General features: G+C 63.8%; 22 protein-coding genes. 14 read left to right on the top strand and 8 right to left on the bottom strand.

All coding sequences use genetic code 11. The features are described from left to right. Nucleotides 1-12: 12 nt before the first annotated feature. Nucleotides 13-2,304 (top strand): hypothetical protein, encoded by a 2,292-nt coding sequence (locus tag L2I41_RS13870; RefSeq protein ID WP_237154168.1) that lies wholly within the window; start codon nucleotides 13-15, stop codon nucleotides 2,302-2,304. Nucleotides 2,305-2,805: 501 nt separating this feature from the next. Here the strand turns inward: L2I41_RS13870 and L2I41_RS13875 are convergent. Continuing rightward, nucleotides 2,806-3,747, bottom strand: a complete 942-nt coding sequence (locus L2I41_RS13875) for a 5-oxoprolinase subunit C family protein (protein ID WP_237154169.1) — start codon at nucleotides 3,745-3,747, stop codon at nucleotides 2,806-2,808. Then, nucleotides 3,744-4,463, bottom strand: coding sequence for a 5-oxoprolinase subunit PxpB (gene pxpB / locus L2I41_RS13880; protein ID WP_237154170.1), 720 nt, complete (start codon nucleotides 4,461-4,463; stop codon nucleotides 3,744-3,746). The genes L2I41_RS13875 and pxpB overlap by 4 nt, the downstream gene beginning before the upstream one ends. A gap of 126 nt (nucleotides 4,464-4,589) precedes the next feature. Between pxpB and L2I41_RS13885 the strand changes: the two genes are divergently transcribed. The 10 genes from L2I41_RS13885 to L2I41_RS13930 all read left to right on the top strand — a co-directional run bounded on the left by L2I41_RS13885 (nucleotide 4,590) and on the right by L2I41_RS13930 (nucleotide 14,977). Continuing rightward, nucleotides 4,590-5,372: a LamB/YcsF family protein gene (locus L2I41_RS13885; RefSeq protein ID WP_237154171.1), complete on the top strand. Its 783-nt coding sequence runs from the start codon at nucleotides 4,590-4,592 to the stop codon at nucleotides 5,370-5,372. Nucleotides 5,373-5,821: 449 nt separating this feature from the next. Continuing rightward, the gene (locus L2I41_RS13890; protein WP_237154172.1) at nucleotides 5,822-6,634 is read left to right on the top strand and encodes a DeoR/GlpR family DNA-binding transcription regulator; all 813 of its coding nucleotides are present in this window, start codon (nucleotides 5,822-5,824) and stop codon (nucleotides 6,632-6,634) included. 168 nt (nucleotides 6,635-6,802) lie between these two features. Then, on the top strand, nucleotides 6,803-7,510 hold the full coding sequence (locus tag L2I41_RS13895) for a class II aldolase/adducin family protein (protein WP_237154173.1): 708 nt from the start codon (nucleotides 6,803-6,805) through the stop codon (nucleotides 7,508-7,510). A gap of 47 nt (nucleotides 7,511-7,557) precedes the next feature. After that, nucleotides 7,558-9,330, top strand: a complete 1,773-nt coding sequence (locus L2I41_RS13900) for an L-fucose isomerase (RefSeq protein ID WP_237154174.1) — start codon at nucleotides 7,558-7,560, stop codon at nucleotides 9,328-9,330. Between the two features lie 194 nt (nucleotides 9,331-9,524). Beyond that, complete coding sequence (gene fucU / locus L2I41_RS13905; RefSeq protein ID WP_237154175.1) at nucleotides 9,525-9,956, top strand: L-fucose mutarotase; 432 nt, start codon at nucleotides 9,525-9,527, stop codon at nucleotides 9,954-9,956. 21 nt (nucleotides 9,957-9,977) lie between these two features. Continuing rightward, the gene (gene rhaB, locus L2I41_RS13910; RefSeq protein ID WP_237154176.1) at nucleotides 9,978-11,441 is read left to right on the top strand and encodes a rhamnulokinase; all 1,464 of its coding nucleotides are present in this window, start codon (nucleotides 9,978-9,980) and stop codon (nucleotides 11,439-11,441) included. A 223-nt stretch (nucleotides 11,442-11,664) separates the two neighbouring features. Then, on the top strand, nucleotides 11,665-12,813 hold the full coding sequence (locus L2I41_RS13915) for an iron-containing alcohol dehydrogenase (RefSeq protein ID WP_237154177.1): 1,149 nt from the start codon (nucleotides 11,665-11,667) through the stop codon (nucleotides 12,811-12,813). Nucleotides 12,814-12,972: 159 nt separating this feature from the next. Beyond that, complete coding sequence (locus tag L2I41_RS13920; protein ID WP_313791136.1) at nucleotides 12,973-13,506, top strand: tetratricopeptide repeat protein; 534 nt, start codon at nucleotides 12,973-12,975, stop codon at nucleotides 13,504-13,506. A gap of 147 nt (nucleotides 13,507-13,653) precedes the next feature. After that, entirely contained in the window at nucleotides 13,654-14,184 is a 531-nt protein-coding gene (locus L2I41_RS13925; protein ID WP_313791137.1) for an RNA polymerase sigma factor, read from the top strand. Then, nucleotides 14,135-14,977, top strand: coding sequence for an anti-sigma factor (locus L2I41_RS13930; RefSeq protein ID WP_313791138.1), 843 nt, complete (start codon nucleotides 14,135-14,137; stop codon nucleotides 14,975-14,977). The genes L2I41_RS13925 and L2I41_RS13930 overlap by 50 nt, the downstream gene beginning before the upstream one ends. A 23-nt stretch (nucleotides 14,978-15,000) precedes the next feature. Here the strand turns inward: L2I41_RS13930 and L2I41_RS13935 are convergent, their stop codons facing one another. Genes L2I41_RS13935 through L2I41_RS13945 form a run of 3 tightly spaced genes read right to left on the bottom strand, consistent with a single transcriptional unit; the run spans nucleotide 15,001 to nucleotide 18,892 of the window. Next, nucleotides 15,001-16,440: an aldehyde dehydrogenase family protein gene (locus L2I41_RS13935; protein WP_237154179.1), complete on the bottom strand. Its 1,440-nt coding sequence runs from the start codon at nucleotides 16,438-16,440 to the stop codon at nucleotides 15,001-15,003. 38 nt (nucleotides 16,441-16,478) lie between these two features. Continuing rightward, a complete protein-coding gene (locus L2I41_RS13940) occupies nucleotides 16,479-17,654 on the bottom strand; it encodes a CaiB/BaiF CoA transferase family protein (protein WP_237154180.1) in 1,176 nt (391 codons plus the stop codon). A gap of 29 nt (nucleotides 17,655-17,683) precedes the next feature. Further along, nucleotides 17,684-18,892, bottom strand: a complete 1,209-nt coding sequence (locus L2I41_RS13945; RefSeq protein ID WP_237154181.1) for an acyl-CoA dehydrogenase — start codon at nucleotides 18,890-18,892, stop codon at nucleotides 17,684-17,686. A gap of 151 nt (nucleotides 18,893-19,043) precedes the next feature. Between L2I41_RS13945 and L2I41_RS13950 the strand changes: the two genes are divergently transcribed. Beyond that, nucleotides 19,044-19,970 carry a LysR family transcriptional regulator gene (locus L2I41_RS13950; protein WP_237154182.1) on the top strand — a complete coding sequence of 309 codons (927 nt, stop codon included), beginning with the start codon at nucleotides 19,044-19,046 and terminating at the stop codon, nucleotides 19,968-19,970. 167 nt (nucleotides 19,971-20,137) lie between these two features. Here the strand turns inward: L2I41_RS13950 and L2I41_RS13955 are convergent, their stop codons facing one another. The 3 genes from L2I41_RS13955 to L2I41_RS13965 all read right to left on the bottom strand — a co-directional run bounded on the left by L2I41_RS13955 (nucleotide 20,138) and on the right by L2I41_RS13965 (nucleotide 24,026). After that, nucleotides 20,138-21,454, bottom strand: a complete 1,317-nt coding sequence (locus L2I41_RS13955) for an RsmB/NOP family class I SAM-dependent RNA methyltransferase (protein ID WP_237154183.1) — start codon at nucleotides 21,452-21,454, stop codon at nucleotides 20,138-20,140. Nucleotides 21,455-21,611: 157 nt separating this feature from the next. Beyond that, nucleotides 21,612-23,117 (bottom strand): IMP dehydrogenase, encoded by a 1,506-nt coding sequence (gene guaB, locus L2I41_RS13960; protein ID WP_237154184.1) that lies wholly within the window; start codon nucleotides 23,115-23,117, stop codon nucleotides 21,612-21,614. Nucleotides 23,118-23,330: 213 nt separating this feature from the next. Next, nucleotides 23,331-24,026 carry an HAD family hydrolase gene (locus tag L2I41_RS13965; protein ID WP_237154185.1) on the bottom strand — a complete coding sequence of 232 codons (696 nt, stop codon included), beginning with the start codon at nucleotides 24,024-24,026 and terminating at the stop codon, nucleotides 23,331-23,333. Nucleotides 24,027-24,158: 132 nt separating this feature from the next. On the opposite strand from L2I41_RS13965, the gene L2I41_RS13970 reads away from it, so the two are divergent. Both L2I41_RS13970 and dmeF read left to right on the top strand, forming a co-directional pair. Continuing rightward, complete coding sequence (locus L2I41_RS13970; RefSeq protein WP_313791139.1) at nucleotides 24,159-24,431, top strand: metal/formaldehyde-sensitive transcriptional repressor; 273 nt, start codon at nucleotides 24,159-24,161, stop codon at nucleotides 24,429-24,431. 6 nt (nucleotides 24,432-24,437) lie between these two features. Continuing rightward, on the top strand, nucleotides 24,438-25,394 hold the full coding sequence (gene dmeF, locus L2I41_RS13975) for a CDF family Co(II)/Ni(II) efflux transporter DmeF (protein WP_237154186.1): 957 nt from the start codon (nucleotides 24,438-24,440) through the stop codon (nucleotides 25,392-25,394). Nucleotides 25,395-25,434: the final 40 nt, after the last annotated feature.

Below are 25,434 nucleotides of genomic sequence, written 5' to 3' on the forward strand. Positions count from 1 at the left end.
AGTGACCTCGGAGTGTTCAAGTCGGAAGAGAAGGTAGATGAAGGCATGCGGGGCGAAGAGAGCGCGTTTGAGGACGGGACGATCACTGAGGGATCCGCCGTCTTCCGTGTGCTCGACGTCGAGACGGTTCAAGCCATTAGGGCCGAACAACGCCAGAATGCCCATCGCGACGCCGCGGCGTTTCCCGAACTCCTGGAGAGCTTGAGGACTTTGCTCCGAACCTACTATCCGCCCCACCTTATCGCGGTGTTTGCGGGTTGGGGGCTTCGCACCGCCTCAGGGCCTCAGGGCGTCGGGCGCGAATCGATGATCAAAGGTGTGTCTCAGCATCATGCCGAGCTCCTTCAGGTCATCGCCTTGGCGCTGCCGGCCGCCGAATGGGGGCAAGAGCCAGCGGAGATGGAGGACATCCAAAAAACGATCGACGTAACACTCGGACTTGCCAAGGCTTTCGTAGCAAAGCGCATGGTTGCCGCGGCGGCCGTCACCGACCCCTTGGCCGCCACGAAGCTGTCGTTGCAGGAACGCCTGCGCCAGCATACCCAGATGGTGCGCAACTGGGGTCCCTACAGGATGATGCTCCAGATCCTGTGCGACCTTTACGAGCCGCTCAACGTGGCGATGCGCGAGCACCATGGTTTCGGCGGGCTCGATGTCATTGCGGTGGCCGAGCACACCGTGGCGGCCATCGAAGCCCAGGTGAACGAGCGCTTCAGGCTATTGAAAGACATTTTCAAAGCCCGCGCGATCCCCGAACTCATCTACGATTTCTTCGGCCGCTTTCCAGGCGTCGCCGGCGATCCGGCGGCGTTTCTCTCCGCGCTCGATCCTGATGAGCCTCTGGAGTCGGTTCGCGCGCGCCTGCTTTCGCACGCCGATCGCTGGCTGGTGGTCAATTCGATCGTGCCTGTTGCGTCCATCGCTGCGGCCAGCGGCCTTTCCGAAACCCAAACTCGGGCGGTTTTGGATCGCCTCAGCTTGAGGCCGGGGGACCTGGCAGGGGAAAACCCCGATCATCTTTTCCTTGCTAACCCGGTATGGACGAGGCCGGGCATCAAGTCGGGAGACCAATATTTCTTCGCCTTCCCGCAGACGACGGTCAGCTTCCTGCATCAAATTCTCCGCCTGCTGTGCGAGGAAGCCGGCCTGAAGGCCGCTTTGGAACAACGACGGTCGATTTTTCTCGAACAAGAGACGCTCCGCATCGTCAGTCGGGCCCTACCAGGGGCCTTGATAAAACCCTCTGCCGAGTGGACATGGCAGAGCGGAAAGTTCGAAACCGATGTGCTTGCGGTGCTGGATCGAACGGTCCTGATCGTAGAGTGCAAGTCAGCCTCTCTGACGCCGCAAGGGTTGCGGGGCGCACCAGAACGCGTGCGCCGTCACGTCGCCGATCTGATCGCCGATCCTGCCATCCAATCGGCACGTCTGGAGAGCGTGATCACTCGAGCGCGCGGCGGTGACCAAGGCGCGCTCGCCATCACCCGCAGTCTTGGCTTTGACCCGGCCGAGGTCGACAAAGTCATCCGGATTTCGGTTACGTTGGACGATCTAACCGTGCTGGCCTCGGCCGAAAGGGAGCTTAAGGCCGCCGGCTGGGTTCCCGAGGAGCTTGAGCTGGCAGCGACGCTCAATATAGCCGACCTCACGTGCGTCTACGACATCCTGACCCGCCCGTCGCAGTTTTTGCATTACTTCAGCCGTCGCACGCAGGTGCAGAGGTCCGCTGACGTCATCGGCTTCGAGCTGGACTTCCTCGGGCTCTATCTCGCCACCAATTTCAGCCTGCCGGCCGCCAGCGGACATCGTCATATCGTCATCAGCGAGATGTCTCGGGACGTCGATCTCTATTATCAGAACATCGAAATCGGGCATCCGAGCGACAAACCCGCTCCACGGCTTGATCCCTTTTTCAAGGCGCTCCTCGACCAGCTCGAGACACGCCGGCCCCGGGGGTGGACTACGATGGCGCGGGACCTTCTCAGCATTGGAGACATCGACGGCCAAGCAGCCTGCGTTGAATCCCTCGAAGCGTTGCGGTGGAGTGCTTCACACACCCCGGCGGATCCCGATCATCTGAACGTGCTTGTCGCGATGCCGGACGATGCGCCTGACCTCGCCATTGTTTTCCACGTCTTCCTTCGGGCGGAGCGGGCGAGCAGGGACGACACTGTTCGAAGGCTTGTCCAACACGTGCTCGCTCAGCCGGGGCGGTCGCGATGCTTGTTCATCAGCCGCATGATCGAAACGTGGGACACTAATCCGTACGACGCGATCGGATTGGCCAGAGCCTTGGACAACTAGGCGGCTCTTCGACGGGGGGAGAGATTCTTGGCAGTGTCCGAGATCACGCGACCAGCTGTCGCCCCGGAAGGATGGGCTGCGCGCCTGAGCGCGGCGACCGAGCAAGGCCCTCAGCCGCAGAATGAGATTTCAGAAAGGGACGCTGTGGCTCGCCGACCAAAGATCCTCTATCTCGATCAGAACGCCTGGATCGCCCGTGGGGCCTGGGATAAGACTGAGCATCACCTCGTGCGCTGCGTAGGTGCTGACGCTGCGAAGAACATCCGCAGAGCCGACGAGATCGGCCGCGCTGGGCGATAGATGGCGAAACCACGTTCTTGGCGATTGAACGAAAAAATCCAATGTTTTCAGAAGTGCTGTTTTTTGACGGTGTGGCTGACGGTATAGTGTCGCGTCAGAATTTTTTTAACGAGTAAAATCAATTAGGTGTGGCGTCAGGAGATAATCGAGTGGGAGTGAGGCGCCTCGCCTAGCTACGGCCCCATATTCAGCTGCCCAAGCCTATTTGGCACTCTCGACGAGGGTGCCGAGTAAGTCTTGCAGAGCGGCTTCGTTGGCTATCAGCACATCTTCCGCAGCGTCTTGCTCGATTGTGACGAAGCGCAATCGTTGGCCGCTGGGCATCTGGGCGAGGCGCGGCACGTCGGCGGAGATGACGGTGGCGATCTTGGGATAGCCGCCAGTCGTCTGTCGCTCGGCCATCAGGACGATCGGTCGCCCCGAAGCCGGAACCTGGATGGAGCCCATGCAGGTGCCGTCCGAGACAATGTCGTGGCCGCGTTGGGCTGAAAGCGCCGGTCCCTCAAGGACTTGCGCCATGCGGTCGCGCTGGCTCGAAACGGTAAAGCGCGATCGGGTGAAAAGCTGGAGCACCTCGTCGGCGAAATAGTCTGCCTGAGGTCCGGCAACCACGCGGACCGGGCCGGAAATGGGCAGCCAGGGCAACGACGGGCACAGGAGCGGGGCGTCCGTGGCTTGCCCCAAAGGCAAACGATCGCCCGCCTGCAGGCGGCGTCCCTCGTGACCACCAAGACCCGTGCGCAGGTGGGTGGAGCGCGAGCCGAGAACCGGTGGGACGTCTATGCCCCCGGATATGGCGAGGTAGCCCCAGACGGCCGATCGCAAACCACCGACGACCAGCATCTGGCCCGGCAGGATCTCGTGACTTTCCCATGGGTAGAGGCGCACACCGTCGCGGCGTATGTCGACATCGCCGCCGGTCACGGCGATCCGGCATTTGTCGCCGAACTGGAACCGTCCCCCGACATGGGCAAACTCAAGCGCGGCAGCGCCTGCCTCGTTGCCAACGAGTGCGTTGGCAATGCGCAGAGACGGCGGATCCATTGGACCGGCTGCGGAAACGCCGGACGCCAGGAAGCCGGGACGTCCGAGATCCTGGACTGTCAGCATGGGACCGGCACTGAGAATGTCCACGGTACTCACGATAGCCAACTCTCCCGCTTTGACTGCTCGGGAGATCCGTCGATCGCCCGGGCCTCGGCGGCGTCTATGGCGCGGAAGCGGATGCGATCGCCGGCACGCAGGAGACAGGGGGCAGCACGTGCGGGATCGAACAGCCGGAGTGGCGTGCGGCCGATGTAGCGCCAGCCGCTCGGGCCGGCCAACGAGTTGATGCTGGCCTGCTGCCCGCCAATGCCGATCGAGCCGGCCTCGACGCGCTGGCGCGGTGTGGCGAGGCGGGGGGTGTGAAGCGCTTGTGGCAAGCCGCCCAGATAGGCGAAGCCCGGCGCAAAGCCGATCATGTAGACCCGGTACTCCACCGACGCGTGCAACGCGATCAGTTCATCTGACGTGAGCCCTTTCAGCGCAGCCAGTTCCTCGAAGTCCAACCCGGCGCCACCGCCATAGACCACCGGCACGTCAAACAGGCATCCCTCAGGTACGACAGCGCTGATCGAGGCCAGCCGCCGCTCAATCTCAGCGGCGAGCACCCTGCCCCGCGCCAACAACGGGTCGTAGGTCACCATCAGCGAGCGGTAGGTGGGAACAACCTCGGTTACACCCTCGATGGCATCCGCACACAAATCTTCGGCCAACGCGATGACCGAAGCGTTCACGCCTTCGTCAATCCTGTCAGCAAACTCAACAGACAAGGCCTTGTCGCCACAGGCAAGAATGCGCGGAAATACTTCAGTCATCCTGTCTGCATCCTATTCCGGTTGCGACCTTGATTCCGCAACCGGATTCCGTATTGCTGCCCCAAAGACTATGGTGACGCCCGCGCGTTATCAATAGAACCGGCACGCTCCGACGAGGTCTCTTCCTTGGCCACCATCGACCTGAACTGCGACATGGGTGAGAGCTTCGGCGCCTGGCGCATGGGCGACGACGAGGCCATGCTGGACGTGGTGTCCAGCGCCAATGTCGCCTGTGGCTTTCACGCCGGCGATCCATCGGTGATGCGCCGGACCCTTCTTGCCGCCAAGGGCCGCGGGGTTGCGGTGGGTGCGCACCCGTCCTTCATGGATCTCTACGGATTCGGCCGGAGGCAGATGTCGGGTGAGCGTCCGGAAGATCTGGAAGCGCAGCTCATCTATCAGATATCGGCCTTGTGCGGCATGGGTGCGGCCTATGGCTGGCCGGTCACCCATGTCAAACCGCATGGCGCGCTCAGCAACATGGCGGCGGAGAACTGCGAGTTGGCGGAAGTCTGCGTCCGGGCGGTCAAGGCGGTAGATCCCGGTCTTGTCTTCCTCACTCTCCCCTTCTCGGAGACCATGAAGGCGGCGGAAAAGGCCGGTCTGAAAGTCGCCTGCGAAGTGTTTGCCGATCGGGCCTATGACGACAACGGCATGCTGGCGCCACGCCAGCGAGACGGCGCCGTGATCCACGATCCGGACAGAAGCATCGCGCAAGTGCTGTCGGTGGTCTGCGACGGCGTCATCCCGACGCTCGGCGGCCACAAGCTGCCGGTGGAGGCTGCTTCCATCTGCGTACACAGCGATACCCCTGGTGCGCTGGACATGGCGCGTGCCTTGCGCAAGGCGATCGAGCAAAGCGGGCTCACCGTTGCCCCCTTCGTCCAGAGCACTCAGCGATCGGATTGAACCGAGGCGGCGGCACAAAGACTTGAAGCTGGAGCCTTTGCCCGTCGACCAAATCGTGCATTGTGATCGGCGAAGGCGCCGGGATGTGAGGATGCCGTGGCTCCAGATAGGGTGATCTCGCTGAGGGGAGACTTACATCAGACGTAGTGCGCAAATGCGGCGACTCGTCCCCCTCAGGCGTATTCGCCCCAAATCCTGACAAGTTTTGCAAACTGATGACAGATCTCGTGGTGCGGCAAAGCAGCCTCATTACCTCTCAGGCAGCCACAACGGCCAGAAGCCATAAATGACAGAAAAATCAATTTCCTAGTGGCTTGTTTGCTAAATGGGCCAGCCTCTACCGGCGAGACAGTTCCAACCGGTCAAACCCGATGCGTAAGAATGCGAATTTTTGACATTTTTTGAGAACTTGGTTTGCCTCCGGCGACGAAGCGCTCTATAAAATGCTCATGCTTAGAGAAGAACGCCATAACCTGATCCTGAAGGCCGTCGAAGGCCGGGAAGCGGTTTCCTATGAGGAACTGCTCAGCCTTGTCGACGCCTCCTCGGCCACCATTCGCCGCGACGTGGATCAGCTTTGCGACAGCGGGCAGTTGCGCAAGCTTCGGGGCGGCATAGCGCCGATCGCCGTTGCTTCCGCCCGGCCGCTGAGTGGCTACTATTTCAAGGACGAGACCAAGCTGCACAGCGCGGCAAAGGATGCCATCGCGCGGGCGGCGCTCGGTCTGGTACAGAGCCCGGATTCGCTGATCCTGTTCGGCGGCAGCACGGTCGCCCGCTTTGCAGAGCGATTGCCGACACACGGCCTCACGGTCCTGACAGACTCCATTCCTGTCGCCAACCATCTCGCCTACAACACCGAGAACCGGGTGTTCATGACCGGCGGCGAAGTGTTTGCCCAGCAGGGCATCGTGCTCAGTCCGTTCGACGACGCGCCTCTGTTCCATTTTGCGGCGAGTACCTTCTTCATGGGCTGCCACGCGGTGACGGAAGCCGGCGTGCTGGAAGACGATCCCCTGCCCTTGCGCGTCGCGCGCACGCTTCGCCGGCAGGCTCAGCGCATTGTGGTTCTGGCGGACAGCAGCAAATTCTCGGCGAGCCGCAGCCTTGTCATCTTCCCGCTGAACGAGGTGGACATCTTCGTCACCGACGATGGGATCTCCGAGCATGCCGTACAGATGATCGAAGCGGCAGGATCGAAGGTCGTGATCGCCAATCGGGACCTGAATGCTGTGTCTCCGATCGTGGACCGGAGCGTTTGAGATCAGGCGCGCAGCTGCACCAGCCTCGGCGCGCCAAAGAGGACAGACCGACAATCGAAGGCCGCTCGTCCAAGCGAACGGCCGAAGGAAACTGTTGCTCATTGCGGAGCGACAACGGGATTTCATTGGCCGTGCCCTAGACGGTCATGACAGGAGGAAGCCCAGGACATGCTGCCCAATCTCGACATTCGCGAAGACATCATCGCGACCTGCAAGCGCATGAACGCGGCAGGCCTCAACATCGGATCGGCGGGCAATCTGTCGGTGCGCATTCCCGGCGGCCTGCTGCTCACCCCCTCGGGCATCGCCTACGACAAGATGACGCCCGAAATGATCGTCGAGATGGACGACGACGGCCGCTATTTCGGCGACTATATCCCCTCGTCCGAATGGCGCTTTCACTATGACATTCTGAAAGCACGACCGGACGTCAATGTGGTGCTGCACAGCCATGCCACCAGTTGCTCGATCCTCGCCTGCTGCCGCATGGACATTCCGCCGATCCACTACATGATCGGTGTCGGCGGCGGTTCGATCATCAAGTGCTCGGACTATGCGCCCTTCGGCACCAAGGAGCTGTCGGTGCATGCCCTTGAGGCGCTCGGCCCCCGCATGGCGTGCCTGCTCGGCAATCATGGCGTCATCACGCTCGGCAAGACGACCGAAAGCGCCTTCAAGGTGCTGGAGGAAGTGGAAAATCTGGCGCGGATCTACATTGGGACCCGTGCGCTCGGCGGCGGTGTGCTGTTGACCGAGACGCAGATGGACGTGGTGCTCCAGCGCTTCAAGACCTACGGCAAGCAGCTCAAGGATATGGATCCGTCCATCACCGAACGCGTTGAGCCGCCGCCACATGGCGGTCCGGCCCGCGGCTGATTGCGACGCATGCAAAATAACAAAATTGGATCTTAGGGAGATCAGAAATGACCAGTGTTCTCAAGGAAATGCCGCGGGTCGGCATTCGCCCGGCCATCGACGGCCGGCGGGGCGGTGTGCGCGAGGGGCTCGAGGCGCAGACGCTCGGCATGGCCTATGCCGTGGCCGAACTCATCAGTTCCACGTTGAAGCATCACAACGGCGCGCCGGTCGAATGCGTGATTGCCGACACCACCATCGGCGGCGTCCGGGAAGCGGCGGCCTGCGCCGAGAAGTTCGCCCATCGCAATGTCGGCGTGTCGCTGACCGTAACGCCCTGCTGGTGCTACGGCTCCGAGACCATGGACATGGATCCCTCCATTCCCAAGGCCGTCTGGGGCTTCAATGGCACCGAACGGCCGGGCGCGGTCTATCTGGCCGCCGTGCTCGCTGCCCATACCCAGAAGGGGCTGCCGGCCTTCGGCATCTATGGCTCGGAAGTGCAGGACGCCGACGACCGCACCATTCCCGACGACGTCAAGGACAAGATCCTGCGCTTCGTACGGTCCGGTCTTGCGGTCGCGACCATGCGTGGCAAGTCCTATCTCTCCATGGGCGGCGTCTCCATGGGCATCGCCGGTTCGATCGTCGATCCCACCTTCTTCCAGAGCTATCTCGGCATGCGCAATGAGTATGTCGACATGAGCGAGTTCCAGCGCCGGCTGACGCTGAACATCTACGACCCCAAGGAATACGAAAAGGCACTGGCCTGGACGCAGGCCAACTGCAAGGAAGGCGCTGACGTCAACACCCGCAGCCCCTCGGATGCCGCCCGCAAGCGTTATGAGTGGGAAACCTCGGTCAAGATGTGCCTGATCGCCCGCGATCTGATGATCGGCAATCCGGAGCTGGCGGAACTGGGCTACGCGGAAGAGGCCGAAGGCCATCACGCCATTGCCGCCGGTTTCCAGGGCCAGCGCCACTGGACCGACTTCATGCCGAACGGCGACTTCATGGAGACCATGCTGAACACGTCATTCGATTGGAATGGCGCCCGTCAGCCGCTGATCCTCGCCACCGAGAACGATTGTCTCAACGGCGTCGGCATGCTGTTCGGCAATCTCCTGACCGCCCGTGCGCAGATCTTCTCCGACGTGCGAACCTACTGGAGCCCGGATGCCATCAAGCGCGTGTCGGGCCACACCGTCGATGGCGCAGCGGCTGGCGGCCTGATCCACCTGATCAACTCCGGCGCCACGTGCCTTGACGGCAGCGGCGAGATGTCGGTCGACAACAAGCCGGGCATCAAGCCCTTCTGGGACGTCACCGAGGAAGACCAGAAGCGCTGCCTCGAGGCAACGCGCTTCTGCCAGGGCGACCACGGCTACTTCCGTGGTGGTGGCTGGTCCACCGATTTTGCCACGCGCGGCGGCATGCCGGTCACCATGAGCCGGCTCAATCTGGTGGCGGGCCTCGGCCCGGTGCTGCAGATTGCCGAAGGCGAGACCGTGTCGCTGCCCGATCCGGTACATGACGTGCTTGACCAACGGACCAGCCCGACCTGGCCGACCACCTGGTTTGCGCCGCGCCTGACCGGTCAGGGACCATTCGCCTCCGTCTACAAGGTGATGGCGGCCTGGGGCGCCAACCATGGCTCGATCTCCTATGGCCATATTGGCGCCGACCTGATCACCCTCGCCTCCATGCTGCGAATCCCCGTGGCCATGCACAATGTGGACAAGACGCAGATCTTCCGGCCGAGTTCCTGGTCCATGTTCGGCATGGATGCGGAAGGAGCCGACTATCGCGCCTGCCAGACCTTCGGACCGCTCTACGGCTGACCGCCTCCACTTGCCGCAGAGTGACTGCCCGCCGCGCTCCTCCTCCAGTCGGCAGGGCAAGGTTGAGGGCGCACGGACCCGACCGTGCGCCCTTCCCCCTCACGTTGACAAGATCCGCCCCTGCGCCGGACGATGCTTTGCGTCCTGTTCCATTCCACTCCTTCAAGCTCCTGCACCAACAGATGAGATGAACCATGCTGCGCGGCATTTCCCCCTTGCTCTCCCCTGACCTTCTGGCCGTGCTCTACCGCATGGGCCATGGCGACGAACTGGTGCTGGCCGACGCGCACTTCCCCGGCGAGAGTTTCAATGGCCGAGTAATCCGGGCCGACGGCTTGCGCATCGCGCCGCTGCTCGACGCCATTCTGCCGCTGTGGATGCTTGACCAGTATGTGGACGCACCGGTGATGATGATGGCGCCGGTTGCCGGCGACAGCCTCGACCACACCGTCGTGGCAAGCTATCGCGCTGCCATCGAAGCCCATCATCCCAACACACCCGCGACCACCTACATCCCCCGTTTCGATTTCTACGATCGCACCCGTTCAGCCTTTGCCGTGGTGATGACCGGGGAGACCGCCAAGTACGGCAACATCATCCTCAAGAAGGGCGTCATCGGCGCCTGACACGACATTCGGGAGGATCGGATGCAAGAGACTTCGCCCAGCAAACCTACCCGCGTCGCCGCCGTGGACATGGGCGCCGGCAGCGGGCGCGTGATGGTGGCCGAACTCTCGGATGGCCATCTGTCACTGACCGAGGTTCACCGCTTCGAGACGCCGCATGTGGTCGATCAGGTGACTGGACACGAGGCCTGGGATCACGCCAAGGCCGTCGCCAACATCCGCGAAGGCCTTGAAAAGGCGGAAGCCGTTGCGCCCATCGACAGCGTGGGATGCGACACCTGGGGCGTCGACTTCGTGCTGCTGGATGAAGACCTGCAGCAGGTAGGGCCGGCGGTGGCCTATCGCGACCACCGCACCGACGGCATGATCGAGGCCGTGACGGCCACCATGCCGGCGGATGAGATCTATGCCCGGACCGGCATCCAGTTTGCCCCCTACAACTCCATCTACCAGCTGGCGGCGATCGCCAAGCAGCATCCCGACTGGTTGAAGCGAGCCCGCCATCTCCTCTTCACCCCCGACTATCTGCATTTCGCACTGTCGGGCGTGGTGTCCAACGAGTACACCATCGCCACCACCTCTCAGCTCCTGAACCTCAAGACTCGGGATTGGGATCCTGATCTCATCAAGCTCGCCGGTCTGCCGCATCCGCTCATGAAGACGCCGATCCAGCCCGGCAGCGTGGTCGGGGAGATGCGTCTTGAGACCTCCGGCCGGATCATCAAGGTCATTGCACCGGGAGGCCATGACACCGCCTCCGCCGTTGCCGCTGCCCCACTGACCGGCGCTGATGAGGCTTTCGTGAGTTCCGGCACCTGGTCGCTCATGGGCATCGAGAGCGAAACACCCTATGCAGGCGCCCTGGCGCGTCAGTTCAACGTTTCCAACGAAGGCGGGGTCTGCGGCCGCTATCGGGTGCTGAAAAACCTGATGGGGCTCTGGCTGATCATGGGCGTGCGCAAGGAGATGGGCGCAGCGTCCTTTGCCGAGGTGGTGAAGGCGGCCGAGGCTGCACCCGCCTGGGGCTTCATCTTCAACCCCGACGACCAGCGCCTGCTCAATCCCGACAGCATGCTAGGTGCGATCCACACCATCATCGCCGAGCAAGGGCAAGCCTTGCCCGAGGACATCGGCGTCATCGCCCGTGCCATCTTTGACAGCCTTGCCCTCGACTACGCGCGGGTGAAGGCGGAGTTGGAGGCGCTGACCGGGCGGCCGATCACCAAGGTCCGCATCATCGGTGGCGGTTCGCAGAACCAGCTTCTGAACCAGCTGACCGCGGACGCCTGCGGCGTCACGGTGAGTGCCGGGCCGATTGAGACCTCCGCCCTCGGCAATGCCTGTCTTCAGATGATGGCGCTGGGGGCCATCGGTTCGCTGGAGGAAGCCCGCGAGATCGTCAGGCAGTCCTTCGCCGTGACGGAGGTCGCGCCGAAGAGCACGGTTCCCACCGAGGTTCGCGAACACTTCGCCCAGTTGCATTGAGACGGTCCGAGACGGAAAGGATCCAGGTTCAGCCGCACCCCAAAGCCCAAGACTGCAAGACTTTCAAAGCTTTCCTGCGGAGACGGCGCAGGCGGCCCGGGAGTTTGCTCCCGGCATGACGGACCCAGGAAGCCGATGGCTCGGGGCCCGAAATCGCGACGACCGTCCTTCCCAATCCGAAGTCATGGCCGCCGCTTCCGACACTCCTCAGGAGACCACAGCCATGACCTTTCGCCTTTGCTTCCCCAAGATCAACCTTTCCGGCACCGGTGCGCTCGCCGACGTGCCGGCCGAGCTTGTCAGCCGCAATCTCAAGAAGCCGCTGATCGTCACCGATGCGACGCTGACCCGTCTTGGCGTCGTACAACCGCTCCTGGACGCCCTGAAGGCCGCAGGCCTTGCAGCCTCCGTCTACGACGGTGTGGTGCCGAACCCAACCGTTGTTCAGGTTGACGCCGCCTTTGCCCAGTTCAAGGCCGATGGTTGCGACGCCATCATCGCCGTGGGTGGCGGATCGCCGATCGACACTGCCAAGGCCGTGCGCATCCTCTCGGCCAATCCGGGGCCGATCACGCTCTACAACGGCGTCGGCAAGGTGGCCAAGGCGGGCGCTTTCCTCGTGGCCGTCAACACCACGGCCGGCACAGCCGCCGAGGTAACGTCCAACGCCGTGATCACCGACCCGGCCAATGCCGTGAAGATGGTGATCATCGACGCCAACATCATCCCGGATGTGTCGGTCAACGATGCGACGATGATGACCAAGATCCCGGCCCCTGTGACCGCCGCCACCGGCATGGACGCCCTGACCCACGCCGTCGAGGCCTATGTCTCCAAGGGCGCGCATGTGCTCACCGACTTCTCGGCGCTGGAAGCGATCCGCCTGATCGCCACCTATCTGCCGCGCGCGGTGAAGGACGGCAGCGATCTCGAGGCACGCGAGATGATGGCCTATGGCCAGTTCATCGCCGGCCTCGCCTTCAACTCCGCCGGCCTTGGCTATGTGCACGCCATGGCGCACCAGCCCGGCGCGGTGAAGGATCTGCCGCATGGTGTCTGCAACGCCATCCTGCTGCCGGTAGTCGAGGAGTTCAACCGCCCGCATGCGGTCAAGCGCTTTGCCAAGGTGGCCGCGGCCATGGGCGTCGACACCACGGGAATGGACGATGAAGCTGCCTCGAAGGCGGCCATCCAGGCGATCAAGGATCTGTCCAGGGAAGTGGGCATTCCCTCGGGCTTTGCGCAGCTTGGCGTAACCGAGGCGGACTTGCCGACCTTCGTCAAGAAGGCGCAGCAAGACCCCTGCGCGCCAGGCAATCCGGCACCGATGACGGACGAGCAGGTGCTCGCCCTGTTCCGGGCTGCCCTCTGAACTGAAAGCGAACAAGAACACGGCCGTGGTGAGTCTTTCGCTGCGGCCGTGGTCATTTTCCAGAGAGTCGCACCGACGAACTTTTTTGTTGCGACCACCGAATAGTCCTTGGGGCACGCGTGTTCATCTCACGCAACCCTCTTGCAAAGGACTTTTCCGATGACTTTCAACAAGACCATTGCCACTCTGATCGTCGCCGCCGGCCTCGCCACTCTGGCCCAGGCGCCTGCCGCGTTTGCCGCCGGCGAAGACAACTCCACCACGCCCACCTGCAAGCAGGGCGAAGTCTACGACCAGCAGTCAGGCAAGTGCGTGCAGCAGTCCGGTGCCAACATCACCGACGAAAATCGCACCGACTATGCCTATTCGCTTGCCAAGGCCGGGCGCTACCAGGAAGCCCTGGCCATGCTGGATACGGTCAAGGACCAGAACACACGGGAAGTGCTCAACTATCGCGGCTATGCCACGCGCAAGCTCGGCCGCACCGACGAGGGCATTTCCTATTACCTCAAGTCCGTTGCTGCCGATCCGACCTACGTGAAGGTGCGCGAATACCTGGGCGAAGCCTATGTCATCAAGGGCCGCATCGATCTCGCCAAGGAGCAGCTGTCGACGATCAAGTCGCTCTGCGGCACCGATTGCGAGGAATATCAGGACCTTGACGCGGTCATCCGCAACCCGTCGGCCATCTGACAGTTCCTCTCCTGACTGAAAAGGCAACAGGGATGGCGGGCCCACTCGTGGCGTCATCCCTGTTGCGTATCGCACCCCATGGTTACAAGCTCTCAACCCTGGTCGGATTATGCTCTCGGCAGCGAGGGCACGGTTCGACGCGCGACCGTGCCGCGCCAAGCCATTGCCAGGGAGGCGAACATCGCCAGTCATTCCACCGTCCGGTCGGGCCTGAGGGAGAACCTGCAACGGCTCTGGCGCTACGGCTTTGTTCTCTCCAGGGCACGCGATGCCGCCGACGATCTGGTGCAGCAAACCTGCGTTCGGGCGCTTGAACGCGCCGACCAGTTTGTCGAAGGCACCCGCCTTGATCGCTGGCTATTGACGATACTGCATTCCATCTGGCTGAACGAGGTTCGCTCGCGTCGCGTTCGCCTGGGCCAGGGCCTTGTTCCAGCTGAGGATATTCTGGTTCATGACGGGCAGCACGAGATGGAGATGCGCCTTGCGGCAGCGGACGTGATGAACCGGGTGAATGCACTGCCGGAAGCCCAACGGGCGGCGGTGTTTCTGGCCTATGTGGAGGGCATGTCCTACCGTGAAGTGGCCGAAGTGCTTGATATACCGATTGGAACCGTGATGAGCCGCCTTGCTGCCGCTCGCGCCAAGCTGGCTGCCGACACGGATGGGGGAGAATGACATGACCGACCGATCCTCACTCCCCTCCGACGAAGACCTGACCGCCTTCCTCGACGGCGAACTGCCCGCCGAGGACATGACCCGGATTGCTGACCTTGCCGAGAAAAGCCAGGACGTTGCCGACCGCATCGCCTTCCTTTCCAGGGCCGATCTGCCTTTTGCCGATGCTTTCGCGCCGCTGCTGGAGGCCGCGCCCATCGATCGGCTTGAAGCCATGCTCGATGCTGTGCCTGAGGTTCGTGGCAAGGCAGCGGCAACCGGATACAGCCGCAGGCAAGTCTTCACGGCTCTTGCGGCCTCGATCGTCGCAGGTATCGCAATCGATCGCTCGATCATCGTGGCCGGACGGATGGGAGCCAAAGAACAGGGTGGCGAATGGCGAGCAGCCGTTGCGCAGTATATGGCGCTCTATACGTCGGATACCTTGGCCGGAACCTCACCGAGCCGCGACGTGCAACTGGCGCAGCTTGCCACCGTGAACAGTCATCTTGGCCTTGCGCTTACGCCTGAGGACGTGGCGCTTTCGGGCAAGGAGTTCCGACGCGCGCAGATCCTCGCCTATGACAAGCAGCCCTTGGCGCAGCTCACCTATCTCGACCCGGCGACGGGACCGATGGCGCTGTGCATTACCCTGTCGGATGGCGGTGTTCGCGACATTTCGGACGAGCGGCGTTCGGCGATGAACATTGCCTTCTGGTCCGGTCCTCAGCACGCGATCATGCTGATCGGCCACGCCGATCCCACCGAAATTCACGTTCTGGCTCAAAGCGTTAAAGACCGGATCACCGTCTGATCCGGTCTTTGCTGTCGCTCCGATCAACCGGCGTAGACGTAGCTGGTCTTGACCGTGGTGTAGAACTCGGCGGCATAACGGCCCTGTTCGCGCGGGCCGTAGGAGCTGGCCTTGCGGCCGCCGAAGGGCACGTGATAGTCGACGCCGGCTGTGGCCAGGTTGACCATAACCATGCCGGCCTGGGCCTGGCGGCGGAACTCGCGCGAATACTTGAGGCTTTGCGTGCAAATGCCTGAAGACAAACCGAATTCCGTATCGTTGGCCACTGCGACGGCCTCCTCGAACGAACCGACCTTGATCAGGCTGGCGCAGGGCCCGAAGATTTCCTCGCGGGCGCTGGTCATGCCGGCCTTGGCGCCGACGAACAGTGCGGGACGCTGGAAATAGCCTTCGGTCGGGCCGTTGATCCGCTCGCCACCGACGACCTCACAGCCTTCCTTGGCGGCCAGAGCAACATAGCCGAGGTTGCCGTCGAGCTGGCCGGCGGAGGCCACCGGGCCGATCTGGGTTGTAGCTTCGAGGGCCGGGCCAACGCGCAGCGTGGCCATGCGCTTGGTCAGTTCCTCGACGAAGCGATCATGGATGCCGTCCTGGACGATGAAACGAGACGAAGCGGTACAGCGTTGACCTGTCGAGAAAAACGCGCCGTTGAGGCAGGCTTCGACGGCGATGTTGAGATCGGCGTCGTCGAGCACCACCATGGGATTGCGGCCGCCCATTTCCAGCTGGACCTTCTTCATCTGCGCGGCGCAGGACAAGGCCAGATTGCGGCCGGTTGGGACCGATCCGGTGAAGGAAATGGCGGCAATGTTGGGATCGGCCACCATGGCGGGGCCGATGACGGAGCCGCGGCCCATCACCATGTTGACGAGGCCCTTGGGGCAGCCGGCGTCGTGGATGATCTCGGCGAGGAGATGGGCGCAGCCGGGGGTGAGCTCGGCGGGCTTGAAGACGACGCCGTTGCCGTAGGCGAGCGCCGGGGCGATCTTCCAGGCGGGAATGGCGATCGGGAAGTTCCAGGGCGTGATGATTCCGACCACGCCGATGGGATCACGCACAACTTCTACGTCTACGTCCTTGCGGACCGAGCCGAGGGCGTCGCCGGGGATGCGGATGGCTTCCGCCGCGAAAAACCGGAAGATTTGGGCTGCTCGCTTGGTTTCGCCGATGGCTTCGGGAAGGACCTTGCCCTCCTCGCGGGCGAGCATGGTGCCGATCTCGGTTGTACGAGCTTCGATGGCGGCGGCGATGCGGTTGAGAAGGTCGACGCGGTCCTGCAGGGCGGCGCGGGCGTAAATGCGCTGGGCTTCGGCGGCGGCGGCAGCGGCGACGGCAACGTCGGCGGCTTCACCGCTGGCATAGAGGCCGATCACGTCACTGACGTCGGAAGGGTTTGTATTTGCTTGATAATTCTGCGCCTGATGCCATTCGCCGGCGATCAGATTGTGGTGCTTGTTCTGCATGTCCAGACCTTTCCACGGAAGGCGAAAATCGCCTTGATTCAAAGACTTCCCTCCCCGTCAGCTTCGCCGAAGCCCCAATGGCCCGATCCCAGTGCCGGGCCGGCACGATCGAACACCAAGGGACTGCGGGAGAACCTGACAGGGCTGCGTATCCCGGAAATGCCCTCGGGGGCAACCACCATTCCACGTGCCGCGATCTGCGGATCGGCAAGCGCTTCGTCGACGGAATTGATGGGCCCACATGGAACACCGGCGCCCTCAAAGGCGGCGATGATGTCACCCTTTAGTCGCATTTTCGTTCGATCGGAAATGATGGAACACAGGCGCTCGCGATTGCGGACGCGGGCGGGGTTGGTGGCGTAATCAGCGTCGGTTGCCAGCTCGGATATCCCCAGCACTTTCGCCAGGGCGGCGAACTGACGATCGTTGCCGCAGGCAATGATCACGTGACCATCGGCGACCGGGAAGACCTGATAGGGGACAATATTGGGGTGGGCGTTGCCGAGGCGATGGGGCACCTTGCCGCCGAGGAGAAAGTTCATGGCCTGGTTGGCGAGGACGCCGACGCCGCAGTCGAACAGCGACAGGTCCACATGCTGCCCCCGCCCTGACCGGGCGCGCTCGGCCAGCGCCGCCTGAATGCCGATGACGCCATAGAGGCCGGTGAAGATGTCGATCCAGGCGACACCGACCTTCTGCGGTTCGCCCTCTGGATCGCCGGTGAGATCCATGATGCCGCACATGCCCTGGATCAGGAAGTCATAGCCGGGATTGGCGGCACGCGGTCCATCCTGGCCGAAGCCGGTGATGGACGCATAGACGACGCCCGGATTGGCGGCGGTGACGCTTGCATAGTCGAGACCGTATTTGGCGAGGCCGCCGACCTTGAAATTCTCGATGACCACGTCGGCTTCTGCCACCAGCGCCTTGACGCGGGCAAGGTCGTCAGGGTCGGAGAAATCGCAACACACGGAGGTCTTGCCGCGGTTGGCGGCGTGGAAATAGGCGGCGACCTTTTCGGTGCCGCCCTTGCCATCGGGACGATCGATGAAGGGCGGCCCCCAGGTGCGGGTGTCGTCGCCCTCGGGGCTTTCCACCTTGATCACCTCGGCACCGAGATCGGCCAGCGTCTGGCCGATCCAGGGGCCGGCGAGGATGCGGGCCAGCTCCACGACCTTGAGGCCTTGGAGCGGCGGCAGGTTGGCTTCACGCAAATGACGGCCCTCCTCGCTGGGTGACAGGCTCAAAAGAAGGCCTGAAGGCCGGTCTGGGCACGACCGAGGATCAGCGCATGCACATCATGGGTGCCCTCGTAGGTGTTGACCGTTTCCAGATTCTGGGCGTGGCGCATGACGTGGTAGCCGATCTGGATGCCGTTGCCGCCATGCATGTCGCGGGCGGCGCGGGCGATGTCGAGGGCCTTGCCGCAGTTGTTGCGCTTGACCAGCGAGATCATCTCCGGCGCGAAACGCCCCGCGTCCATCAGGCGACCGACGCGCAGCGAAGCCTGCAGGGCCAGGGCGATCTCGGTCTGCATGTCGGCGAGCTTCTTCTGGTAGAGCTGAGTGCCGGCCAGCGGCTTGCCAAACTGCTTGCGGTCAAGGCCATATTGGCGCGAGCGGAACCAGCAATCCTCGGCGGCGCCGATGACGCCCCAGGAGATGCCGAAGCGGGCGCGGTTGAGGCAGCCGAACGGACCGCTCATGCCCTCGACACCCGGCAGCAGCGCGTCCTCTCCCACCTCGACATTGTCGAGCACGATCTCACCGGTGATGGAGGCCCGAAGCGACAGCTTGCCGCCGATCTTGGGGGCGCTGAGGCCCTTCGTGCCCTTGTCGAGCACGAAGCCGCGCACCTTGTTGCCATGAGCCGCCGACTTGGCCCAGACGATGAAGACGTCGGCGATCGGCGCGTTGGAGATCCACATCTTCGAACCGTTGAGGCGGTAGCCGCCGTCGATCTTCTCGGCGCGGGTCTTCATGCCGCCGGGGTCGGAGCCGGCATCCGGCTCGGTGAGGCCGAAGCAGCCGATGAACTCGCCGGAGGCGAGCTTGGGCAGATACTTGTGCTTCTGGGCATCCGAGCCATAGGCATAGATGGGATACATGACCAGCGACGACTGCACGCTCATCATCGAGCGATAGCCGCTGTCGATGCGCTCGACTTCGCGGGCCACCAGGCCATAGGCCACATAGGAGGCACCGACGCCGCCGAACTCCTCGGGGATCGGCACGCCGAGCAGCCCGGCCGCGCCCATTTCGCGGAAGATGTCCGGATCGGTGGTCTCGTTGAGATAGGCATCCTCGACGCGCGGCAGCAGCTTGTCGGCGGCGAAGGCGGCGGCGGCCTCCCGGATCATCCGCTCGTCTTCGGTCAGCTGATCGTCGATCAGGAAGGGATCTTCCCAGGCAAAAGCTTCACCCTTGTGCGCGGCGGACTTGATGTCGGACATGGCTTCCTCGGCTATTCCTCTGGTCAATCGGAGCACCGGCGCAGCGTCTTAAGAAAAGCAGAGACCGCAGCGGGACTCGATTGCCAACTCCCGCTCCTATTTAATCATTGCCTTCCTACGCGGAAAACCCTATTTGCAGGTGAGTTCATGCATGGAATGCATAATCTTGAACCGCCAACGCCGCTTTCTGCCGTCGATCAGCCTGCTCTCCGCCTTCGAAGCGGTGCTCAGGACGGGATCGACCGCCAGCGCCGCCCGCGAACTGGACCTGACGCAGGGCACGGTGAGCCGGCTGATCCAATCCCTGGAAGACCAGTTGGGGCGTCCGCTGTTCGAGCGGCACCGGCAACGCCTCATTCCCACCGAGGCGGCGCTTGTCTACGGGCGCGACATTACCCGGGCGCTCGACCTCATCCAGCGCGGCAGCATGGAGTTCGTGGCCAATCCCTCGGGCGGCGCCTTGTCGCTGGCGATCCTGCCCGCCTTCGGCACGCGCTGGCTGGCCCCACGGCTCGGTGCCTTTCTCGGCGCGCATCCGGGGGTGACGGTCAATCTGGCGACGCGGTTGAGGCGCTTCAACTTTGCGACGGAAGGCTTTGATGCCGCTATTCATTTCGGTGTTGATGACTGGCGCGACGCGGGGCATATGAAGCTGTTCGACGAACGCCTCACGGCCTGTGCGGCACCGGGCTTTCTGGCCGCACATCCGGTGGTGACGGCCGAGGATCTACGGGGACTGCCGCTGTTGCAGCTGGAGACACGCCAGACCGCGTGGGACGCCTGGTTCCGCGCCAACCGGGCGGACGGCGACGCCGCGGCGCCGGAGGTGCGGGGCATGCTGTTCGACCAGTTCGCCACCATGACGCAGGCGGCGATCGCCGGCCTCGGCGTGGCGCTGCTGCCCGACTACCTGGCCGCACCGGAAATCGCCGACGGGCGCTTGCAGCCGATCCTCAGACAATCGGTCAGCGGTACCGGCGCCTATTGGCTGGTCTGGCCGCTGACGCGCGCCAACTATCCCCCGCTCGACGCCTTCCGCACCTGGCTGGCAGGCGAGATCGGCGGCGGGGAAGAATGACGGATTGGGGCGGTGACTGGATAGAGCCGGCAAGGCCGGCGTTTCCCGCCCCCCCTCTCTTCCGGCGGTACGCGAGGCTTGGCTTTCTCGCTGCGAGATGGTGACAGTTCCCGCTCTTGGGGAAACAGTCACCCTCTCGGTATGCGATTGCCTTTGCGGGCCTGTTGCTAGACCGCACGTTCCAGTACGGCGATGAAGAAGCCGTCGGTGCCGGTGAGCGCCGGGGTGAGGCGGAGGGCCATGCCGGATTGACCTTCGAGGGTAATCGCCGTGCCCTCCACCACCGGCTGGCCGGTGACGGCTTGCCAGGCGGCGCCGGCGTCGGCGAGGCGGTAGGTGGGCGAGCGACTGAGGAAGGCGGCGATCTGGTCCTCGTTTTCTTCCGGCAGCACCGAGCAGGTGATGTAGACGAGGCGACCGCCGGCCTTCACCAGCGCGGCGCCGCGATCGAGCACCTCGGCCTGTTCCTTGAGGCGCAGGTCCAGAGCGCCGGGCGCGAGGCGCCACTTGGCGTCCGGACGACGGCGCCAGGTGCCGGTACCGGTGCACGGGGCGTCGACCAGCACGAGGTCGGCCTTGCCCTTGAGATCGGCCAGAGCGTCCGTGCCCTTGCGTGGCTCGCGGATCTGGATGTTGTGTGCACCGGCACGATCGATGCGATCGAGAATGTCACCAAAGCGGCGCTTGTCGCTGTCGTAAGCGTAGATCTGGCCGCGATTCTGCAGCGCCGCTGCGAGGGCGAGCGTCTTGCCGCCGCCGCCAGCGCAGAGGTCGACCACCTGCGTGCCGCCGACGTGACCGGCGATGGCCGCCGCAAGCTGGCTGCCTTCGTCCTGCACCTCGAACAGGCCCTTCTTGTAGGCGAGTTCGGACAGCACGTGCACCGGCTTGGCGTCGGCGGCACCGGTCGGGACGCGGATGCCGAGCGGCGCCCAGCGGCAAGGCTCGGCGTTGAAGGGTGCGAGGCCCTCGAGGATCTGGGCGCGGTCCGATTTCAGCGAGTTGACGCGGACGTCGACGTCGGCGCGGCCGGCAAGGGCGGCGCCTTCAAGCGCGGCGCGGTCGCCAAAGGCGCGTTCGAAGGAGGCGGTCAGCCACTCGGGGAAATCGCCCTTGATCCAGAGGGGGGCGTCGTCGGGGACCGAGCCTCTGGACAGGCTGGCGATCTCGTCAGCGGTGAGCGGTTCAGGGGCGAAGCGATCGTCGGCAAAGCCGGCGACAAGTGCGTCGACGGAGCGGCCCCAGATGTGGACGGCGGCGGCGAGTGCGAGGGCGCGCGGCGTCTCGGCGCCCATGATGGCGGCCAGCGAGGCACGCTTGCGCAGCACGTCGAACACAAGATTGCCGATGGCGCTGCGGTCCTTGGAGCCGGCGAAGCGATGCATCACGCCCCAATCCTTGAGGCAATCCTGCACCGGTCGGCGCGTACGCTCCACATCGGTCAAAACTTCGATCGCTGCCGCGATCCTGCCGCCGTCTTTCATATCGATTTCCTCGGTTGCCCGGAGTTCGGATGACCCGTTCGTTCCGTCATACATGCTAGGCCCTGGCCTTGCCAACCGCCAGCGCGAAAACAAAGAACCCTGCCGGAACGGGATATGCCCCGGCAGGGTTGCTTCTAACAGTCCAGGATGACTGAAATCACACGGCGCCCGGATAGTTCGGGCTTTCGCGGGTGATGGTCACGTCGTGAGCGTGGCTTTCGCGCATGCCGGCGTTGGAGATGCGCACGAAGCGGGCCTTCTCCTGCAGCTCGGGAATGGTGTGGGCGCCGACATAGCCCATGGCGGCGCGGATGCCGCCGACGAGCTGGTGCACCACCGAACCGATCGGACCCTTGTAGGGCACCTGGCCCTCGATGCCTTCCGGCACCAGCTTGAGCGCGTCGCGCACTTCGGCCTGGAAATAGCGGTCGGCCGAGCCGCGGGCCATGGCGCCCACCGAGCCCATGCCGCGGTAGGACTTGTAGCTGCGGCCCTGGTACAGGTAGACCTCGCCGGGGCTCTCGTCGGTACCGGCAAAGAGCGAGCCGATCATGCAGGCCGACGCGCCGGCGGCCAGCGCCTTGGCGAGATCGCCCGAATAGCGGATGCCGCCATCGGCGATGATGGGGACGCCGGCCTCATGGGCTGCAGCGACGCTTTCCATGATGGCGGTGAGCTGGGGCACGCCGACACCGGCGACGATGCGGGTGGTGCAGATGGAGCCCGGGCCGATACCGACCTTGACGGCGTCAGCGCCGGCGTCGATCAGCGCCTTGGTGCCGTCACCGGTGGCGACGTTGCCGGCGATGATCTGCACCTTGTTGGACAGCTTCTTGACCTTGGTGACGGCCTGCAGCACGCGCTCGGAATGGCCGTGGGCGGTGTCGACCACGAGAAGATCGACGCCGGCGTCGATCAGCATCTGCGAACGCTCGAAGCCCTGGTCGCCGACGGTGGTGGCGGCGGCAACGCGCAGGCGGCCTTGCTCGTCCTTGGCGGCGTTGGGATTGAGGCGAGCCTTCTCGATGTCCTTGACGGTGATCAGGCCGACGCAGTGATAAGAGGCGTCGACGACAACCAGCTTCTCGATGCGGTGCTGGTGCAGGAGGCGCTTGGCCTCCTCGTGGCTGACGCCCTCGCGGACGGTGATGAGGTTCTCGCGCGTCATCAGCTCATAGACGCGCTGCGACGGGTCGGACGCGAAGCGGACGTCGCGGTTGGTGAGGATGCCGACCAGACGGCCGTGCACGCGGCCGCCGTCACCGGCGTTCTCGACCACGGGAATGCCGGAGATGTTGTGGGCCTTCATCAGGTCCAGCGCGTCCTTGAGGGTGGCTTCCGGGCCGATGACGACCGGGTTGACCACCATGCCGCTCTCGAACTTCTTGACCTGGCGAACGTGCTCGGCCTGGATCTCGGGAGTGAGATTGCGGTGGATGACGCCGATGCCGCCGGCCTGGGCCATGGCGATGGCCAGACGGCCTTCGGTGACCGTATCCATGGCCGAGGAGAGCAGCGGGATATTGAGTTCGATGGACTTGGTGAGGCGGGTCTTCACGTCGGTTTCCGACGGCATGACTTCCGAGTGACCGGGCTTCAGCAGCACGTCGTCGAACGTGAGCGCGAGCTCACCGCCGTGGAGGGGATTGAAGAATGCGGCCATTGCCAACTCCTGCTCGTGGGTCCGGGTGACGAATATGAAAAGACCTGTCCGAAATCGCTGGCTGCGCGACTCGGTCCAAGTCTGGGTCACCGAAGAGATTGGCGGCGGTCTTTAACACGGGCGTGTCGGAAGGGAAAGGCGCCGTGTGCAAAAACTGGCATCGGCTGGCAGCCTTGCAAAAAAGGCAGAGGTCGGGGGCGCTTCCGCTGGCTCTCAGTCGAACAGGGTGACCAGTTCGCGCAAGGATTCGACGGCGTAGAAGCGCGGATGATCGACGGGCGGCAGGGCTTTTTCATAGTCCCAGGTGAGTTCGTGCGGGATATGCACGGCCCAGGCGCCGGCTTCGAGGGCCGGGATGATGTCGGACTTCAGGGAGTTGCCGACCATGGCGGCGTGTTCCGGGCCGGTGCCGTGTGAGGTGAAGACGCGGGCATAGGTGGCTGCGGTCTTGTCGGAGACGATCTCCACCCCCTCGAACAGATCGCCGAGACCAGACTGGGCCAGCTTGCGCTCCTGATCGAACAAATCGCCCTTGGTGATCAGGATCAGGCGGAAGCGCTCGGCCAGCAGCGGCAGGGTCTCGCGCACGCCGGGAAGCGTCTCGACCGGGTGGCGCAGCATCTCGCGGCCCATGTCGAGGATCTCGGCGATCACCGACTGGTCCACACGGCGCTCGGTGATGTCGAGCGCGGTCTCGATCATGGACAGCATGAAGCCCTTGATGCCGAAGCCGTAGAAGGCAAGGTTGCGCTTCTCGGCGGCCAGAAGCCGTTCGCCGAGATGATCGGGGTCGGCGTGGTCGGCCAGAAGCTCGCGAAAGCGGGCTTCGGTGAGCTTGAAGAAGCGCTCGTTGTGCCAGAGCGTATCGTCGGCATCGAGGCCGAGGGTGGTGATGGGCGAATGCGGCACCGTGGATCTCCTGAGCCCTGCAGTGAACAGGAGTTTGCCGACCGAGACAAGGCTGGAGCCAAGCCCCGACCAGGTGAGCGACAACGGAAGCGTTGCAGACTCCGTAAATATAGGATAGGGGGGTATCCTATCATGCATACGGTTCACAACAAGCAACAGCTCATCGCCCGCGTCCGGCGCATTGCCGGTCAGATGGCGGCCATCGAGAAGGCGCTCGACGAGGAAGTCGACTGCACGACGGTGCTGCATCAGGTGGCCGGCGCGCGCGGGGCCATCCTCGGGCTGATGGACGAACTCATAGAGGGGCATGTGCGCGAGCATGTGGCCCATCCGGGGCTCGACGACGCCGCGCGCGCCAAAGGTGCCGACGAGTTGATCGAAGCCATCCGACGCTACGGAAAGTGACCTCAGATGACCGCCCTGCCCTCAGCTGCCGGCGTGCCACACGCCCATGTGTTCCTCGGCCAAAGCCATGACGCCAACACGCGCCGCACCCTGTCCGTGGTGGCATTGACCGCGGTGATGATGGTGGGCGAGATCATTGCCGGACTGTGGTTCAACTCCATGGCGCTTCTGGCCGACGGAATCCACATGGCCACCCATGCCGGCGCTCTGGCGATCGCGGCGGGGGCCTATGTGTTCGCGCGCCGGCATGCCCAGGATCGCCGCTTTACCTTCGGCACGGGCAAGGCAGGCGATCTGGCGGGCTTTGCCTCAGCGCTGTTGCTGGCGGCCGTGGCGCTGGTGATTGCCTTCGATTCGGCCTTGCGTCTGATGGCACCGCAGCCGGTGGCGTTCACGCAGGCGACGGTGGTGGCGGTTGTCGGGCTGATCGTCAACCTTCTGAGCGCTGCCATGCTGGGAGGCGGGCATGCGCATGGGACCCATGGTCACCACCATGGGCATGAACACGCTCACGATCACCCCCATGGGCACGACCATCACCACGGCCACGGGCACCATCACGACAACAACCTGCGCTCGGCCTATCTGCATGTTCTCGCGGATGCCCTGACGTCGGTGCTGGCGATCGCGGCGCTGGTCGGCGGCAAGTACAGCGGCTGGGTCTGGCTCGATCCGCTGATGGGGATTGTCGGTGCAGTAGTGATCCTGAGTTGGGCCTACAGCCTGTTACGCGACACGGCCGGCGTCCTTCTGGACATGACGGACGATCACATCGAGGCGGAAATCCGCGAGGTGATCGAAGGGCCGGGAGACGCTGCCATTTCCGACCTGCACCTGTGGCGCGTCGGGCCTGGCGCGCATGCGGCAATCGTTTCCGTCTCAGGCATCGACGGCGCGACGGCGCGCGGACGGCTGAAACCGGTGCACGAGATCGTGCATCTGACGGTGGAGACGGCGGCCTGATCTAGCCTTTGGATGGGGTTGCCGGCGGTAGAGTCGCGGT

It is taken from the genome of Oryzibacter oryziterrae, assembly GCF_021864535.1.
Lineage (GTDB): Bacteria > Pseudomonadota > Alphaproteobacteria > Rhizobiales > Pleomorphomonadaceae > Pleomorphomonas > Pleomorphomonas oryziterrae.

Coding starts and splice junctions, on each gene's coding strand:
- pxpB (WP_237154170.1), bottom strand. CDS start 4,463: ATGACTGAAGTATTTCCGCGCATTCTTGCCTGTGGCGACAAGGCCTTG.
- L2I41_RS13890 (WP_237154172.1), top strand. CDS start 5,822: ATGCTTAGAGAAGAACGCCATAACCTGATCCTGAAGGCCGTCGAAGGC.
- L2I41_RS13895 (WP_237154173.1), top strand. CDS start 6,803: ATGCTGCCCAATCTCGACATTCGCGAAGACATCATCGCGACCTGCAAG.
- L2I41_RS13900 (WP_237154174.1), top strand. CDS start 7,558: ATGACCAGTGTTCTCAAGGAAATGCCGCGGGTCGGCATTCGCCCGGCC.
- fucU (WP_237154175.1), top strand. CDS start 9,525: ATGCTGCGCGGCATTTCCCCCTTGCTCTCCCCTGACCTTCTGGCCGTG.
- rhaB (WP_237154176.1), top strand. CDS start 9,978: ATGCAAGAGACTTCGCCCAGCAAACCTACCCGCGTCGCCGCCGTGGAC.
- L2I41_RS13915 (WP_237154177.1), top strand. CDS start 11,665: ATGACCTTTCGCCTTTGCTTCCCCAAGATCAACCTTTCCGGCACCGGT.
- L2I41_RS13920 (WP_313791136.1), top strand. CDS start 12,973: ATGACTTTCAACAAGACCATTGCCACTCTGATCGTCGCCGCCGGCCTC.
- L2I41_RS13935 (WP_237154179.1), bottom strand. CDS start 16,440: ATGCAGAACAAGCACCACAATCTGATCGCCGGCGAATGGCATCAGGCG.
- L2I41_RS13945 (WP_237154181.1), bottom strand. CDS start 18,892: ATGTCCGACATCAAGTCCGCCGCGCACAAGGGTGAAGCTTTTGCCTGG.
- L2I41_RS13950 (WP_237154182.1), top strand. CDS start 19,044: ATGGAATGCATAATCTTGAACCGCCAACGCCGCTTTCTGCCGTCGATC.
- L2I41_RS13955 (WP_237154183.1), bottom strand. CDS start 21,454: ATGAAAGACGGCGGCAGGATCGCGGCAGCGATCGAAGTTTTGACCGAT.
- guaB (WP_237154184.1), bottom strand. CDS start 23,117: ATGGCCGCATTCTTCAATCCCCTCCACGGCGGTGAGCTCGCGCTCACG.
- L2I41_RS13970 (WP_313791139.1), top strand. CDS start 24,159: ATGCATACGGTTCACAACAAGCAACAGCTCATCGCCCGCGTCCGGCGC.
- dmeF (WP_237154186.1), top strand. CDS start 24,438: ATGACCGCCCTGCCCTCAGCTGCCGGCGTGCCACACGCCCATGTGTTC.